Below are 15927 nucleotides of genomic sequence, written 5' to 3'. Positions count from 1 at the left end.
ACAAAAAGCCCGGCATCTCTGCCGGGCTTTTTGTTTGGTTTCACGCCGGTCACTGGTTGGCGTTGACCGTTACACCAAGTGTCTTGATCAGCGACTTCGGATCGGCCATGCCGCCGGCGGCGATGATGGCGAAGGGAACCGGCTTTGCTGGCGCAGCCTTGATCTCGATGGTTTTCGGATTGTCGAGATAGGTGTTGACGGCCTCGCCAAGTGACTGCGCGAATTCGGCATTGCCGAGTTGTGCTGCCGCCATCGGCAGGATCGCCTTGGCCTGGTTGATCAGATCGCCACGTTTGGCGCCCTGCTGCTTGGCAACATAGTCCAATGCTTTATAGGTGACCGACGCGTCGTCGAAGCGGATGGACGCTCCGGTGAAGCTCAATTGCTGCATCAGCCCCAGCATCGCCATGCCCTGCGCGTCGTCAGGCTTGCCTTCCATGTTCTTGGTGGCTTCCTGCAGGCCCTTGATGAAATCGAGCGTATAGCCCGAAATATCGAACGTCAGACCGAGCGTGCCGGCGTTATCGGCGATAAAGTCCATTTTCTCGAGATTGAGACGCCCGTCGGAAACGTTCCATGTGCCGTTCATCTCGATTTTTCCGGAAATGGTCTCATAGCCAAGGGCCTTGAGCGCATCCTTGGTCTTTGGATCCTCCACGTCGGACAGATCGGCCTTGAAGCGCTCGACGTTGGATGTGAACGCGACGGGGCTCGTATCGGTGAGCGGCGCGATTGTCGCCGTCATATTGTCGGCGGTGAACACGTCCTTGCCCTTGGCATTGACGTTGAGATGCTTCACTTCGGCCTTCTCGTATTGCAGAACTTTTGCGAGAGGCTCGGTTGCACCCTCAGGGGGAAGGGTAATGCCTTCGAGGCTGATGCCATCGATGCTTATCTTGTTGTCCGGTTCGCCTTCCGGGCTGAAATCGATATCGGGCATCGTCAACGACCCGATCTTGAAGCCGCCGCCCGAAACATCGCTGACGTCGTTCAATGTCACATCGCCGGCGTCGAAGCTTTCCTTGATCCCGGCCGTGGAGACTTTCGTACCTTTGAGTACAACCGTCGAACCATTGGTTTCAACAGAGCTGTAGTCGATGGTGCCGCCCTGTTCGGCGTAGATTGCCTTCAATCGAGCGGCCACCGCATTGCCATCGACCGCGTAGGCAGAACCGGCAAATACGATGACGAGAGCGGAGCTTGCTGCGAGAACGCGCAAACCGGACTTCAGAGGGTGGACTGGAGGCATGATTTGATCCCTATTGCTTTCAACATTCGAACCTATTGCATGGGGCGCGGCAAAACTATGACAGGCGCCAGTCAACGGGCAATAATTGCAACTTTGGCGCTAGAAAGTCAGATTTGAGGTTTGAACGCAAGTTTCAAGCGATCCAGCGATCCAAATGCGGGTAACTGCCTGTGATCTCGGCGAATCATCGCTTGCCCGGGAATCAGCGAATTGATAACCCATTGACATGGGAAAAAGCCTGATTCCGCCAGACAATGGCGATGATAATGTAGAACCGGTTGATCTGAAGGCGGCGCTGGAAGAGCGCTATCTTGCCTATGCGCTTTCAACGATCATGCACCGCGCCTTGCCGGACGTGCGCGACGGATTGAAGCCGGTACACCGCCGCATCATGCACGCCATGCGCCTGCTTCGGCTTTCGCCTGACCAATCCTATGCAAAATGCGCGCGTATCGTCGGTGAAGTGATGGGTAAATTCCATCCGCACGGAGACCAGTCGATCTATGATGCGCTGGTGCGCCTATCGCAGGATTTCGCCGTCCGCTATCCCGTCGTCGACGGGCAGGGGAACTTCGGCAATATCGATGGCGATAACCCGGCAGCGATGCGTTACACCGAAGCGCGGATGACCGATGTTGCCATGCTGCTTCTGGAAGGCATCACCGAGGATGCGGTTGATTTCCGGCCGACCTATAATGAGGAAGACGAAGAGCCGATCGTTCTTCCGGGTGCGTTTCCAAATCTTCTTGCCAACGGTTCGTCCGGCATTGCCGTCGGCATGGCGACATCTATCCCGCCGCACAATGTTTCGGAGCTCTGCGCCGCAGCCCTGCACCTGATCAAGCATCCCGATGCAACCGTCGAAGAGCTGATGTCGCAGGTCGAGGACGAGGATCCGCTGAAGACCAAGGTTCGCGGTCCGGATTTTCCGACGGGTGGCATCATGGTCGAAACTCCGGATGCTATTCTTGACGCCTACAAGACCGGTCGCGGTGGTTTTCGCCTGCGCGCACGCTGGCATGTTGAGGATCAGGGGCGCGGCACGTGGAATATCATCGTCACCGAAATTCCCTATCAGGTACAGAAATCCCGGCTGATCGAGAAGATCGCCGAGCTGTTGATCGCCAAGAAACTGCCGCTGCTCGACGATGTACGCGACGAATCCACCGAGGATGTGCGCCTCGTGCTGGAACCCAAGAGCCGCAGCGTCAATCCCGACATTCTCATGGAATCCCTGTTCAAGCTCACCGAGCTTGAGACGCGCTTCCCCTTGAACATGAATGTGCTTTCCGCCGGCAAGGTGCCGAATGTCCTGTCGTTGCGCGATGTTCTGAAGCAATGGTTGGAGCACCGCAAGGATGTGCTCATCCGGCGCTCGCGCCACCGTCTTGGCGAGATCGAACGCCGTCTCGAAATCCTCGGCGGCATGCTGATCGCCTATCTGAATATCGATGAGGTCATCCGCATCATTCGCGAGGAAGACGAGCCGAAACAGGAGATGATCCGCCGGTTCGAACTGACCGACAATCAGGCCGAAGCGATCCTCAACATGCGGCTGCGCTCCTTGCGCAAGCTCGAGGAATTCGAGATCCGCAAGGAATTCGAAGGCCTTACCTCAGAAAAGCACGAAATCGAGCAGCTCCTTGGATCCGAGCCCAAGCAATGGCAGACGATCTCCTGGCAGATTTCGGAAATGCAGAAGAAATATGCGCCGGATACGCTGCTCGGCAAACGCCGCACGACCTTTGCCGATCCGCCGCAGCACGATCTGACGGATATCCATCACGCCATGATCGAGAAAGAGCCGGTCACGGTCGTCGTATCGGAAAAAGGCTGGCTGCGGGCCATGAAGGGTCACCTGGCGGATTTCTCGGCGCTGACCTTCAAGGAAGGTGACAAGCTCAAGCTTGCCTTCCATGCGGAGACAACGGATCGCATTCTTGTTCTGACCACAGGCGGCAAGTTCTATACGATCGGCGCTAACAGTCTGCCGGGCGGACGCGGCCATGGCGAGCCGATCCGTATCATCGTCGACATGGAGAACGATCAGGATATCGTCACTGCTTTCGTGCATAATCCGGAACGCAAGCTGCTTCTGTCATCGCATGTCGGTAACGGCTTCATCGTGCCCGAGGCGGACGTCATCGCCAACACCCGCAAGGGCAAGCAGGTGATGAACGTCAAGGCGCCGGACGAGGCGCGCCATTGTATTCCGGTCAATGGTGACAGCGTTGCGATCATCGGCGAGAACCGCAAGATGCTGGTGTTTCCTCTCACCGAAGTACCTGAACTTGGCCGGGGCAAGGGCGTCCGCTTGCAGCGCTACAAGGATGGTGGCGTTTCCGACATTCGCATCTTTGCTATGGAGCAGGGCCTGACCTGGCAGGATGCATCGGGCCGCAGCTTTACCCGCGGCAAACTGGAACTGCTCGAATGGGTCGGTCCGCGAGCCACCGCAGGTCGCATGGTGCCGAAAGGATTCCCGCGTTCCGGCAAGTTTTCCTGAAGTTGCTCCAAGCTTGATTGCGCGACCTACGACTTAAGTTGTCTGGATTGAACGAATTTTGGATTGTATCTTGTCGCGCGACATGGGACAATCTAATGATAAAATCGTTTGGTCATCGCGCATTGAAACGCCTTTATGAGCAGGACGATGGAAGTCGACTGCCCCAGGATATGGTCCCAAGGATTGCGGCGATACTAGCGGCACTGGATTCTGCCGGAAGTCCTCAAGATCTGGACCGGCCATCCTTGCGACTGCACCCTCTGAAGGGTAAGCGCCAAGGAAAATGGGCTGTAACCGTGCGGGCTAACTGGCGCATCACTTTCTCGATGTCGGATGGAAATGCCTTCGACGTTGATTTTGAAGACTACCACTAGGGGTCGCAAATATGGCTATGAAAAATCCGCCTCATCCGGGCGCACTCCTAAAAGATGACATCGAAGCGCTCAATCTTCCTGTTAGCGCTGTCGCTCAGGCATTGGGTGTCACGAGATCGCAACTTTATCGCGTTCTATCTGGCCAAAGTGCCGTTTCAGCGGAAATGGCCCTTCGCTTGGAGTATGTCATCGGCGGCTCGGCTGATCACTGGTTAAGCATGCAGTCCGCCTATGACGTTGCACAAGTGCGTAAGAAGGCCGATGAAATTACGCGCGGCCTATCCCGTCTCGCATCGCCTGCATAGTCAAGCTTTCCGCCAGATGAAACGAGAATGATCATTCTCGTATTGACTGCGTTTGAGCTTTGCCGTAAATGAGAGAGAACGTTCTCTCTTTTTTAATTTGGGCCCTTATGGTTGATCATGTGCTTCCGAAACAGGCAGCGAACCTCTCCGACGATGAATCGGATGGTGCGTCGCATTGTTTCGTCGCAAAACTGTTCGGAAAACGCGCACGCAATCGCGAAGCGCAGGAAGAGCGCATCCTCAATGCGGCGATGACCTGCTTCATCCGTTCTGGATTTCGCGGCGCTTCGATGAATGAGATCTGCTCCGAAGCTGGCATGAGTCCTGGTGCGCTCTATCGCTATTTCCCGTCTAAAGAGGCGATCATCGAGAAGATTTCAGCGGCGCACCGCCAGGAAAGCGCTGAAATCCTTGACCGGATGTTGACCTCCAGGAATATCATCGACGCCGTAACGCAGGTCGGTATCGACCATGTGCGGAAAATGTCGCTGAACACGACCGGGCCGGGCCCGCGGGATTCCAGCGCCCGCCTTTTCGTTGAAGTCCGCGCCGAAGCCATGCGCAACGAGGGCGTTGCCGCTATCTGCGAGCTTCATGAAGGTCTGATGCGCGAGAAGCTTCTGACAGCGTTCACCGCAGCCAAGGAGCGCGGCGAGATCGATCCCGTCACTGATATGGAACTGCTCGTGGCAACGCTGGCGGCGATGGGCGAGGGGATCATCATGCGGAATTTCCCGTCTCTCGGCGTCCCGGTCGAAGCGCTGGAACCGGTGTTCCGGGCGCTCGCCGTGGCCATGCTGCGCCCGACGAACAACCAAGACAAATGAATGATACTGCTCTCACCCCCGGATTATCCAATGACGCACTATAGCAAGAAAATACTGCTTCCTCTGGCTCTCGCCTTGGGTTTCTCGTCGTCCATGAGTGCCAGTGGATTTGCCGAGGAGAAAGCGGTGGCGGCAATCCAGGAAGCCAAGGCGCCGGTCATCAACGTCACGCCTGCGAGCAAGACCGAAATGGTGGCGACGATCACCGTCACCGGCACCATCGTGCCCCGCCAGGAGGTTGCTGTCGGCACCGATGTCGCGGGCTTGCTTGTTCTGGAGCTCAATGCCGATCAGGGCGACGTGGTCAAGGAGGGCGATATCCTCGCCCGGCTCGACAAATCATCGCTGGAAATCCAGCTGGCCCAGATCGAAGCGCAGCGCGCTCAGGCGGATGCGTCCATCGCCCAGTCCGAGGCGCAGATCGTCGATGCGGAAATTGCTGTCCGCCAGGCGCAGGAAGCGCTCGACCGGGCGCGGGCACTGTCGGCCAAGGGCATCAATTCAAAAATGGAACTCGACAACGCCACCAACGCGCATGACAGCGCCAATGCCCGGCTCAATACGGCCCGGCAGGCGCTGGTCGCCACCAAGTCGCAATTGCAGCTCGTTGCCGCGCAAAAGCGCGATGTGCTGCTACGCCTGGAAAAAGCCGACGTGAAGGCACCGGCCAGCGGTGTTGTCCTGAGCCGCAACGCGCTTCTGGGCGGTATCGTCTCGTTCAATGCCGGTCCGCTGTTCCGTATCGCGCGTGATCAGGATTTTGAACTCGCCGCCAACATCCCGGAAATCGATCTGCCCCGGCTGAAAGAAAACATGCCCGTGGCCGTTCGGGTTTCCGGTATGGATGAACCCGTTGCCGGTCGCGTTCGGCTCATATCGCCAGAGATCACCGCGAGCTCGCGTCTCGGCTCGGTCAAGATCGCGCTCGACAGGAATCCCGCGATCCGGCCCGGCAATTTTGCCCGCGCAGTCATTGAACTCACGCGCCGCGACGGGATCAGTGTTCCGCTTTCCGCCGTTGTCTACCATGGCCGTTCTGCACTGGTGCAGGTGGTAAAGGATGGCGTCGTCGAGAGCCGCAAAATTGAACTCGGCATCCGCAACGACCGTGCAGTGGAAGTGCTGAAAGGATTGGCCGAAGGCGAGGATGTCGTCGCCCGCGCCGGAACCTTCGTTGCCAATGGCGACCGCGTCACGCCGGTTCGCGTGACCGATGAGACGACAGGGGCGGTCCAATGAACTGGAACATTTCTGCCTGGTCGATCCGCAACCCGGTTCCGTCGATCCTGCTTTTTGTCGTGCTGGTCGTACTCGGCCTCATGGCCTTTGCCAAGCTGCCAATCACGCGCTTTCCCAATATCGACGTGCCGCTGATCTCTGTCTCGGTTACCGATCCCGGCGTCGCGCCGACCGAGCTCGAAACGCAGATCGCCAAGCGCGTCGAGGACTCGGTGGCCAATATCACCGGCGTCAAGAACGTCACCACCAATCTGACTGAAGGCAACTCGACAACGCTGGTGGAATTCCGCCTGGAGGTGGATACGCAAAAGGCGCTTAACGACGTCAAGGACGCAGTGTCGCGTATCCGCGACGATCTTCCGGCGACGATCAAGGAGCCGATCATCAATTCGGTCGACGTCGAAGGTTCGGCGATCCTGACCTATGGCGTTTCGGCGCCGACCATGACGTCAGAAGAGCTTTCCTGGTTCGTAGACGACAAGATCCTGCGCGATATTCAGGGCCTGAAGGGCGTTGGCCGCGTCGAGCGCTATGGGGGCGTCACGCGTGAAATCCGCGTCTCGCTGGATCCGGACCGCTTGACCGCGCTCGGCGTGACGGCTGCCGATGTCAATCGCGCGCTGAAGTCGATGAATGCCGACCTGACCGGTGGACGCGGCGATCTCGGCAGCACCCAGCAGACAATCCGCACGCTCGGCGCATCGCGCACGCTCGACGATCTGCGGGCGGTGGAAATACCCCTGGCCGGGGGGCGCTCGGTGCGGCTTGATGCGCTTGGAACGATCAGCGATGCCTATGAAGAGCCAAAATCCTTTGCCCGCGTGAACAACCAGACCGTCGTATCGCTCGGCGTGTTTCGTGCCAAAGGTGCCAGCGACGCCGATGTCTACGCGCTGGTGCAGGCGCGCATGGACCAGCTGCAGCAGAAATATCCCGATGCACGCTTCAATATCATCGATAATTCAGTGAATTACACCTATGGCAATTACGAGTCCGCCATGAGTTCGCTTGTTGAAGGCGCGCTGCTGTCGATCGTCGTGGTCTTCCTGTTCCTGCGCAATATTCGCGCTACCCTCATCGCGGCGGTCGCATTGCCGCTCTCGGCTATCCCGACTTTCTGGGCGATCGATATGCTGGGTTTCTCGCTTAATCTGATCAGCCTGCTCGGTATCACACTGGTGACCGGTATCCTGGTGGATGACGCGATTGTGGAGATCGAGAACATTGTCCGGCATATGCGGTCGGGCAAATCGCCATACCGGGCTTCATTGGAGGCCGCCGACGAAATTGGCCTTGCCGTCATCGCCATCTCCGTGACCATCATCGCGGTATTCGCACCGGTCAGCTTCATGAGCGGTATCGCCGGGCAATATTTCAAGCAATTCGGCCTGACGGTGGCCGTGGCTGTCTTCTTCTCATTGCTCGTCGCCCGCCTGATAACGCCGATGATGACGGCCTACCTCCTGCGCGATGGCAAAAGCTTGCATCATGGCGAGGAAGAGATGGGCTGGATCAAAGCCTATACGCGTTTCCTCACTGTTACCTTACGTTATCGCTGGCTGACGCTGATCAGCGGCGTGGCCATATTTGCCATCGCCATCTGGGCGATGGGTTTCCTCCCCTCCGGTTTCGTGCCGCCGCAGGATGAGGCACGCGTTGCCGTCAGCCTCGAGCTGCCGCCAGGCGCACCGATCGAGGAAACACGACGTGTGACCGATCAGGCTGCATCGCTGGTTCGCGAAATTCCGGAAGTGCAGCAGACCTACATTACTGGCGGCGCTTCGCCGACTGGTTCGCTCGACACGCGTCGTGCAACTATGATTGTCAAGCTCAGTCACAAGAGCGAGCGCGATCGGACGCAAAAGCAGGTCGAGGTCGATATCTTCAACAAGCTCTCCGAAGTGCCTGATTTGCGTGCGAATTTCGTCAATGATCGGGGTGAGCGCGAGTTCGCCGTCGGCGTCATTGGCAGCAATGGCGAGAAGGTGAACGAACAGGCGCGCTTGCTCCAGAGCGCCATGACGGCAACCGGCAGCTTCCAGGCGGTTTCCTCGACCGCCGCACTTGACCGGCCCGAAATCATTGTAACGCCGCGCATGGACAAGCTGGCGGAACTGGGTATTTCTACCACAGCACTGTCGGACGCGCTGCGTGTTGCGACGCAGGGCGATCTCGACCCGAACCTTGCCAAATACACGGTCGGCGATCGCCAGATACCGATCCGCGTTCAATTGACCGAAGAATCTCGCCGCGATCTGTCAATTCTCAGCACGCTGACCGTAACGACGCCGTCGGGTGTCGTGGTGCCGCTGGAATCAATTGCCGAGATCAGTTTCGGGCAGGGACCATCCTCGATCGAGCGCTTCAATCGCGAACGCCGCATCGTTGTCGGTGCCAATATGGCGGGCGGCAAGGAGATCGGCGAGGGGCTCTCGATCGTCAAGAACCTGCCGCAGGCGACATCCATGCCGGATGGCGTGCGCATCCAGGAAACAGGCGATGCGGAAGTCATGGGCGAAGTCTTTGCCGGCTTCCGTGACGCCATGATCATGGGGCTCATGCTGGTTTTTGTCGTTCTGATCCTGTTGTTCGGCAGCATCTTCCACGCCTTCACGATCCTGATGTCGCTGCCGCTTTCGATTGCCGGTGTTGCGGTTGCGCTTCTGCTGACCAACAATTCCGTCTCGATGGCGGTGGTCATTGGTATTTTGATGCTGATGGGCATTGTTACGAAGAACGCCATCATGCTCGTCGATTTTGCCCTTGAAGAAGTGAAACATGGCATACCGCGCAACGAGGCCATTATCGATGCGGGCCGCAAGCGTGTCCGCCCGATCGTCATGACGACCATCGCCATGTCGGCCGGCATGTTGCCTGCGGCCATGGCTTTCGGCGATGGCGGCGAATTCCGCGCACCAATGGCCATTGCAGTGATTGGCGGCCTGCTGATCTCGACCGTCCTGTCGCTGGTTTTCGTTCCGTCCTTCTATACGATTATGGACGACGTCAGCCACTGGATGGCCCGCGCATTTCGCTGGTCATTCCGGCCGAATATTCCGGACGAGGCAGAAGCAACGCCAAGGCCCGGCACGCGGTCGGTTCCGGTTCATCCTTCGGGTCGTGTTATCGCAGAAGCGGCTGAATAGGGGGCGTTAGATCGGATGGCGGAGTAATGCCGCCGTTCGCGCCTGTTTGCGCACATGATACATTTGCCAGAGCGAGTGGCAGACCAGTGCGGTGATGATGATCACGCCGCCAACCAGAGTTGGGTTGCTTGGCCGTTCTGAAAAGACCAGCCATACGGTCTCCAGCAGGTAGAACATCGCCACCTCCGGTCCGGAAATGAACTTCGGACCAGTTGCCAGGCAGAGGAACGCAAGGGTTGTAACAACCGCGCCATTAAAAATGATCCACCCGGGCACCGCAACGGCATAGCCGTTCTGCGATACCATGAAAGCCGCCACCAGCATTGGCAGCGCTGTGCCGATGATCGCGGCAAACCCCATGTCCTTGCCTGACGAACGGCTGACCGTGATCGCCAACGAGAGAATGAAGGTGGAGAGCAGTGCCACCAGATCTCCGAATATATGGCCGGAGGCGAGCCCTTCGCGCACTATGATCCCGACGCCAATCAGCATGAAAAACATGGCGACGAAAGTGACAGTCTTTGGCCGTTCCTTCAGGAAAATCCATGAAAGCAGCGCCGAGAACACCGTGTTGAACGCCAGGATGAATACGAGGTTGGCTGTTTTCGTGTTGTAGACTGCGATCATGAAGGTAATCGAGGTGAGGCCGTAGAGCGCGGCAACAACGAGGCCGACACGGCCCGGAACGACGGGACGCAACTTGCCTGTCACAAGGCTCCAGACCGCCCATATGATCAAGGCCGCGACAAAGGTGGTGACGCTGCGCAACAGCAAGGTCGACCAGGTTTCTCCCTGGCCAAGCCGGAGCAGTGGAATGTCTGCGGTAAGCACAAGCCCGCCAATCCCGGTGATGAGCAGGCCCTTGTGGTGGTCGAGCTGTAATTGCGACATGCGGCGTTTCCGGCGTTTTTTTGATTATGCCGCGTGGTCTAGCGGGAGTTTATATCTTCGTCCAGGGACCTGAAGCCGGGATTTTAATCCTGTCGTTCCCAGCCTTTAGGGCCGAGATGTTCCTGTGGCTTGTAGCGGATCTTGTATTGCATCTTGCGCGAGCCTTCGACCCAATAGCCGAGATAGACATGCGGCAGGCCGGCGGCGGCGGCACGCTGGATATGGTCCAGGATCATGAAGGTACCGAGCGAGCGGCTCGCATGCTCCGGATTGAAGAACGAATAGACCATCGACAGCCCATCCCCCATCATATCCGTCAATGCTACGGCGATGAGTTCCCCTTCGCCTTTCTTGGTGATGAAGGAATCCGGTCCGCGCCGCCGGTATTCGATGATCTGGGTTGGCACATGGGTGTCCTCGACCATCATGGCATAGTCGAGCACCGTCATTTCCGACATGCCGCCTTTGTTATGGCGGGCATCGAGATAGTGCCGGAACAGGGAATATTGTTCGGTCGAAGGTTCAGCGTGATGGATATTGCCGATCAGGTCCCTGTTCCGGTTCCAGACGCGGCGCATGGATTTATCCTGCTTGAATTCGCCGGCAAGGATACGCACCGATACGCAGGCCCTGCAGTTTTCACAGGCCGGACGGTAGGCAATGTTCTGCGAACGGCGAAAGCCGCCCTGTGTCAGGAGGTCATTGAGTTCACTGGCACGGCCACCAACCAGATGCGTGAAGACCTTGCGCTCAAGCTGGCCCTCCAGATAGGGACAGGGCGAAGGTGCTGTCAGGAAAAACTGCGGTGACTGCTGCGGTTGATGCGTCATTCATTGTCCTGGAACGGTCTGCAATGCCTATAGAATCGTACGACCGTCTCAAACGTCAATTCAATTATATTGTATTCAGCTGTGAATGTCTCCGGTGAGATATTATCTGTCTGAAAGACCAGTGCAGATGGACCCATTCCAGGAATGGCTGGGAGCTTCGAACCGGCCATTGTTCGAACCACCCCAGCGGCCCTTGAATCCTTTATAATCATCCGAGAATTTAAGTTCGAGCAGTCCGGTGCCATACTTATCCGTCCACACCAGTGTTCTCGATGTTCCGGCGCTGTCCTTCTCTGTCAGCGTCCCCTCCACACGGCCATCCGGCTCATCGAGCTCATAGCGTCCGGCTATCCGGCCGTCCCTATCCACGTTGAGAAGGGTCTCGACGTCCTGGTAATCGCCACTGGAGATCATCTCGCCGCAAAAGCGACCGGCTGGCGATGCGGCGATCCCGTTCGCAACACCAAATCCATAGAATGCAAGCGCCGCGAGAACGAGCGCAAAGGATCGTAAATTCATCATGATGATAGCCGAATGAAGGAGGGCTCCAGATCAGGAGCCCTTGGGATTAATTGGTGTAGGCACGGACCACCACGGTGCCCAGAAGCAGGTCATGGACAGTCCGTTTGCGATCGAGAAACAGTGTTGCCAGCAGGATGAGTGGTGTCAGCACGACATTCAGGCCCCAGAAGAGGATCGTGTGAACGACAGCAAGCAGGCCGTCAACCTTCTGACCGTCGAGCCGCTCCAGTTTCAGGCCCATCATCTGCATGCCCTTGGTCGCCTGGCGCGGGCCGCCTAAAGTCGTCGCGACATAGGCAAGAGCAACCACGGGAAACATAATGCCGTAGAGCATCCAGCCGAGACCGAGCGTTGCCACGCCGAGGATCGCAATCAGGACCGCGACCGGAATGCACAGGAAAAACACGATCACATAGTCGATCAGGAACGCGAAGATACGGCTCGTCCGCACGCCCTGATACATCCGCCAGTCATCCAGGCGGTTGGTGATGATTTCGCCATCAAGGGTCTTCGCGTTCATTTCATTTCCTGTTTCAAAGCGGCGGACACATTGCCGTTCTGCTGAAATTGGGAATTGGAGAACAATAAATCAAGACTAGAGCGGTTTGTGCTCCAATATGAGCGCAATTCTAATCAGGAGCCGGCTTTCAAACGCTCTGCTACAATCGGAGCAAAATAAGTCAGAATGCCGTCGCATCCAGCCCGCTTGAAGGCGAGGAGGGTCTCCATCATGACCCGTTCTTCATCGATCCAGCCGTTGGCGCCGGCAGCCTTGATCATGCTGTACTCGCCCGACACCTGATAGGCGAAGGTCGGCATGGCGAAGGTGTCCTTCAGCCGGCGGATGATGTCGAGATAGGGCAGGCCAGGCTTGACCATGAGCGAATCCGCACCCTCAGCCAGATCCTGTTCGGCCTCACGTACTGCTTCATCGGTATTCGCCGGATCGATGTAATAGGTCTTCTTGTCACCCTTCAGACGCCCGGACGTACCAATTGCCTCTCGATAGGGGCCGTAGAAAGCCGAGGCGAATTTCGTCGCATAGGCCATGATCGCGACATCCTGAAAGCCGTTGTGGTCCAGCGCGTCGCGGATTGCGCCAATACGCCCGTCCATCATGTCCGACGGCGCAATGATGTCCGCGCCTGCAGCCGCCTGGAGTACCGCGCCCTTGGTGATCTGCTCGACCGTCTCGTCATTGACGATAATGCCATCACGCAGGATACCGTCATGGCCATGGCTGGTGAACGGATCAAGCGCAACGTCGGTGATCATGCCGATCTCCGGCACCGCGTCCTTGATTGCCCGCGTTGCACGATTGATGAGGTTGTCCGGATCGAGGATACCTGAGCCGGACTCGTCGCGCAGGTCGGCGGCGATATTGGCAAAGGTGGCAATGGCAGGAATGCCAAGCTTTGCCGCACGCTCGGCTTCGCGCACCGCCATATCCACAGAAAAGCGCTGGACGCCCGGCATGGCGCTAATGTCTTCACGCCGGTTCGTGCCCTCGCACAGGAAAATCGGCCAGATCAGATCATTGACCGTCAGCTGGTTTTCCTGGACCAGGCGCCGCGACCAGTCAGCCTTGCGCATACGCCGCAACCGACGGCTTTGCGTGATTTCATCGACGGTTCGGGGCGCACGGGCCTGAAATGCGGGATGTTTGTTCATGTTTGCTGCCTTGTCTGCCGATCGCAGACATTTTTCTGTTGTTTGGAATGGTTTTAACAGGGATCGCGCTATTGACCAAGGTGCTGGTCCGTATCTGTGATCCATTGACGCGGTGCGCCGGAGTTTCCTAACGTCAGCGAAGAAAATCTGGAGGGGTGCATGGAAATCGATTTTGGCGGGCAAGGCGAAATCGTGTTCGAAAGGCGGGGCAAGGCAGGTCTGGTGCGTCTGACACGGCCCAAGGCCCTGAACGCATTGACCCGGACCATGGTCAACGCCTTCCATCGTGCACTCATCGCCTGGTCCACCGATCCGGACGTCCATTGCGTTATCGTCGAAGGTGAGGGGCGGGCCTTTTGTGCTGGGGGTGATATCCTTGCCGTCTATCATGCTGGTCGTTCCGGTCAGCCTCTCTATGAATTCTTTGCCGATGAATATCGCCTCAACGCCTTTATCAGGCACTTTCCCAAGCCATACATTTCCCTCATCGATGGCATCGTCATGGGCGGCGGTGTCGGTATTTCAGTCCACGGCTCGCATCGCGTTGTGACGGAAAACGTCATGTTCGCCATGCCCGAAGTGGGCATCGGGTTCTTTCCGGACGTCGGTGGCAGCGCCTTCCTGCCGCATCTGCCGGAACATTTCGGCACCTATCTCGCCCTGACCGGCACCCGCGTCCGCCAGGGGGATTGTCTGCAAAGCGGTATCGCCACGCATGCGATCAAGGCGGAAGACAAGGAGAGGGTGCGGCGGAGCCTGATAAGAACTGGCAATCCCGACATCGCTTTGCGGGGTAAAACGATCAATCCGGACTATGAAACGCCCGAGAAAACCCGCGATATGATAGGTGTTCTGTTCGATTCGCAAACGCTTGGCGGTTGTCTCATCCGCCTTGCCGCTGCCGGAGTGAACGGAAACGATTGGGCGCAGCAGATTCTGGATCTTATCAAGACACGCTCTCCGACAAGCCTGCACGTGACGTTCAGGCAGATCGAGGAGGGGCGTGATCTGGAGATGGATCAATGCATGCAAATGGAGTACCGGATTTTGTCGCGCATGCTTGAGAATCACGATTTTTATGAAGGCGTTCGCGCACTTCTTGTGGACAAGGACAATACGCCTGTGTGGCAGCCCGCCAATATAGATGACGTAACGCCGGAGATGGTCGATGCCTATTTCGCGCCTCTGGGCGAGCGGGAACTGCAATTGACATGAATGGCGTGACATGAACGAACGGCCTACCCATTTGCCATTCGACCCGACAATGGCCCAGCTGGGCTTCGTCTGGTTTCTGCGGCTCGTTTCGATCTACTGCCTGGTGGCGGGCGTCGGCTACTGGGCGCAGCTGAGCGGATATTATGAGGGACTGCTCTGGCGCTTCGACCTGATGCCCTGGCAGTGGAAAGTCGCTTCGGTATCTCTGGCCATGCTCTATCCCGTGGCTTCGACCGGGCTCTGGATGATGGTTTCCTGGGGGCCGGTCATCTGGTTTGTCGCCGCACTTGGCGAAACGCTGATGTTCACGGTCTTCTCCAATTACTTCTTCTACAGGCCGCAGATCGCCGTGGTGCATGGGTGTGTGGCACTTCTCTATATCTGTTTCCGCGCCGTGCTTTTCCTGCAGAAGCGCCAGCAGGCGAAGCCGGTGAGATAAGGCGAGGCCAGGAAAAATGGCACCGGTTTTCCGTCCGGCTTTAGGTGCCGGGTAAGTCTTCATTAAGATTGAAATTGATTCATTCGCGGTAACGCACTGTTAAGTCTGTGTTTTAAGTCGAATTTTATGCGTATTGGATAGTGTTGCCTCAACGGTGAGAAAAATACACCGAAACAACAGTGAGGCAGGTATTATGAACAACACACAGAGAAAGTCTGGCGCAAGCTCGCATTCAACACCAAGTGACACAGCATTGCGGACACTTTATCTTGAAGCACTTCAATTGGTCGAACGGTTACATCGTCGTCTGCTTGATGTTGTCAAAGATGAATTCGACCGCAATGGCCGCAGCGACATCAATGCCATCCAGGCATTGCTTCTGTTCAACATCGGCAATGCAGAACTCACCGCCGGTGAATTGCGCAGCCGGGGCTATTATCTGGGTTCGAATGTTTCCTACAATCTGAAGAAACTGGTCGAACTCGGCTTCATCTCCCACGAACGTTCACGCACCGACCGCCGCTCGGTCCGGGTCAGCTTGACGGAAAAGGGAACGGAAGTCGCGGAACTGGTTGCAGGTCTCTATGAGCGCCATGTTGCCTCGATCGAACATGTCGGTGGCATCAAGGCGGAAGAATTCCAGTCCATGAACAAGGCTCTTCAGCGCCTCGATCGTTTCTGGAACGACTCCATCGCTTATCGGATGTAAACAG

At 57.3% G+C, this 15927-nt stretch carries 15 protein-coding genes; 9 read left to right on the top strand and 6 right to left on the bottom strand.

The window, feature by feature from the left end; translation table 11 throughout:
• Window positions 1–49: 49 nt before the first annotated feature.
• A complete protein-coding gene (locus BLM14_RS11095) occupies window positions 50–1249 on the bottom strand; it encodes a hypothetical protein (RefSeq protein ID WP_133123843.1) in 1200 nt (399 codons plus the stop codon).
• A gap of 226 nt (window positions 1250–1475) precedes the next feature.
• Between BLM14_RS11095 and parC the strand changes: the two genes are divergently transcribed.
• The 6 genes from parC (at window position 1476) to BLM14_RS11065 (ending at window position 9646) form a co-directional block, all read left to right on the top strand.
• A complete protein-coding gene (gene parC / locus BLM14_RS11090; RefSeq protein ID WP_099999414.1) occupies window positions 1476–3755 on the top strand; it encodes a DNA topoisomerase IV subunit A in 2280 nt (759 codons plus the stop codon).
• A gap of 95 nt (window positions 3756–3850) precedes the next feature.
• Window positions 3851–4129, top strand: a complete 279-nt coding sequence (locus BLM14_RS11085; protein WP_099999413.1) for a type II toxin-antitoxin system RelE/ParE family toxin — start codon at window positions 3851–3853, stop codon at window positions 4127–4129.
• An 11-nt stretch (window positions 4130–4140) separates the two neighbouring features.
• Entirely contained in the window at window positions 4141–4434 is a 294-nt protein-coding gene (locus BLM14_RS11080; RefSeq protein ID WP_099999412.1) for a HigA family addiction module antitoxin, read from the top strand.
• A 107-nt stretch (window positions 4435–4541) separates the two neighbouring features.
• Window positions 4542–5261, top strand: a complete 720-nt coding sequence (locus tag BLM14_RS11075; RefSeq protein WP_099999411.1) for a TetR/AcrR family transcriptional regulator — start codon at window positions 4542–4544, stop codon at window positions 5259–5261.
• Between the two features lie 30 nt (window positions 5262–5291).
• Entirely contained in the window at window positions 5292–6500 is a 1209-nt protein-coding gene (locus tag BLM14_RS11070) for an efflux RND transporter periplasmic adaptor subunit (RefSeq protein ID WP_099999410.1), read from the top strand.
• Complete coding sequence (locus BLM14_RS11065) at window positions 6497–9646, top strand: efflux RND transporter permease subunit (RefSeq protein ID WP_099999409.1); 3150 nt, start codon at window positions 6497–6499, stop codon at window positions 9644–9646. Before BLM14_RS11070 ends, BLM14_RS11065 begins: the two co-directional genes overlap by 4 nt.
• 6 nt (window positions 9647–9652) lie before the next feature.
• Here BLM14_RS11065 and BLM14_RS11060 read toward each other — a convergent pair whose 3' ends face one another.
• The 5 genes from BLM14_RS11060 to hemB form a co-directional block, all read right to left on the bottom strand.
• Entirely contained in the window at window positions 9653–10537 is an 885-nt protein-coding gene (locus BLM14_RS11060) for a DMT family transporter (protein ID WP_099999408.1), read from the bottom strand.
• 83 nt (window positions 10538–10620) lie between these two features.
• Entirely contained in the window at window positions 10621–11367 is a 747-nt protein-coding gene (locus BLM14_RS11055) for an arginyltransferase (RefSeq protein ID WP_099999407.1), read from the bottom strand.
• A 102-nt stretch (window positions 11368–11469) separates the two neighbouring features.
• Window positions 11470–11889, bottom strand: a complete 420-nt coding sequence (locus tag BLM14_RS11050; RefSeq protein WP_099999406.1) for a hypothetical protein — start codon at window positions 11887–11889, stop codon at window positions 11470–11472.
• Between the two features lie 46 nt (window positions 11890–11935).
• Complete coding sequence (locus BLM14_RS11045) at window positions 11936–12352, bottom strand: RDD family protein (RefSeq protein WP_418314230.1); 417 nt, start codon at window positions 12350–12352, stop codon at window positions 11936–11938.
• Between the two features lie 170 nt (window positions 12353–12522).
• Complete coding sequence (hemB, locus tag BLM14_RS11040) at window positions 12523–13560, bottom strand: porphobilinogen synthase (protein WP_099999404.1); 1038 nt, start codon at window positions 13558–13560, stop codon at window positions 12523–12525.
• Window positions 13561–13719: 159 nt separating this feature from the next.
• On the opposite strand from hemB, the gene BLM14_RS11035 reads away from it, so the two are divergent.
• From BLM14_RS11035 to ldtR, 3 genes are all read left to right on the top strand, one after another.
• The gene (locus BLM14_RS11035) at window positions 13720–14775 is read left to right on the top strand and encodes an enoyl-CoA hydratase/isomerase family protein (RefSeq protein ID WP_099999403.1); all 1056 of its coding nucleotides are present in this window, start codon (window positions 13720–13722) and stop codon (window positions 14773–14775) included.
• A 10-nt stretch (window positions 14776–14785) separates the two neighbouring features.
• Window positions 14786–15214 (top strand): DUF6163 family protein, encoded by a 429-nt coding sequence (locus BLM14_RS11030; RefSeq protein ID WP_099999402.1) that lies wholly within the window; start codon window positions 14786–14788, stop codon window positions 15212–15214.
• 193 nt (window positions 15215–15407) lie between these two features.
• A complete protein-coding gene (gene ldtR / locus BLM14_RS11025; protein ID WP_099999401.1) occupies window positions 15408–15923 on the top strand; it encodes a transcriptional regulator LdtR in 516 nt (171 codons plus the stop codon).
• Window positions 15924–15927: the final 4 nt, after the last annotated feature.

This window comes from Phyllobacterium zundukense, from assembly GCF_002764115.1.
Taxonomy (GTDB): Bacteria; Pseudomonadota; Alphaproteobacteria; order Rhizobiales; family Rhizobiaceae; genus Phyllobacterium; species Phyllobacterium zundukense.
This window is presented reverse-complemented; position numbering and strand designations above follow the sequence as displayed.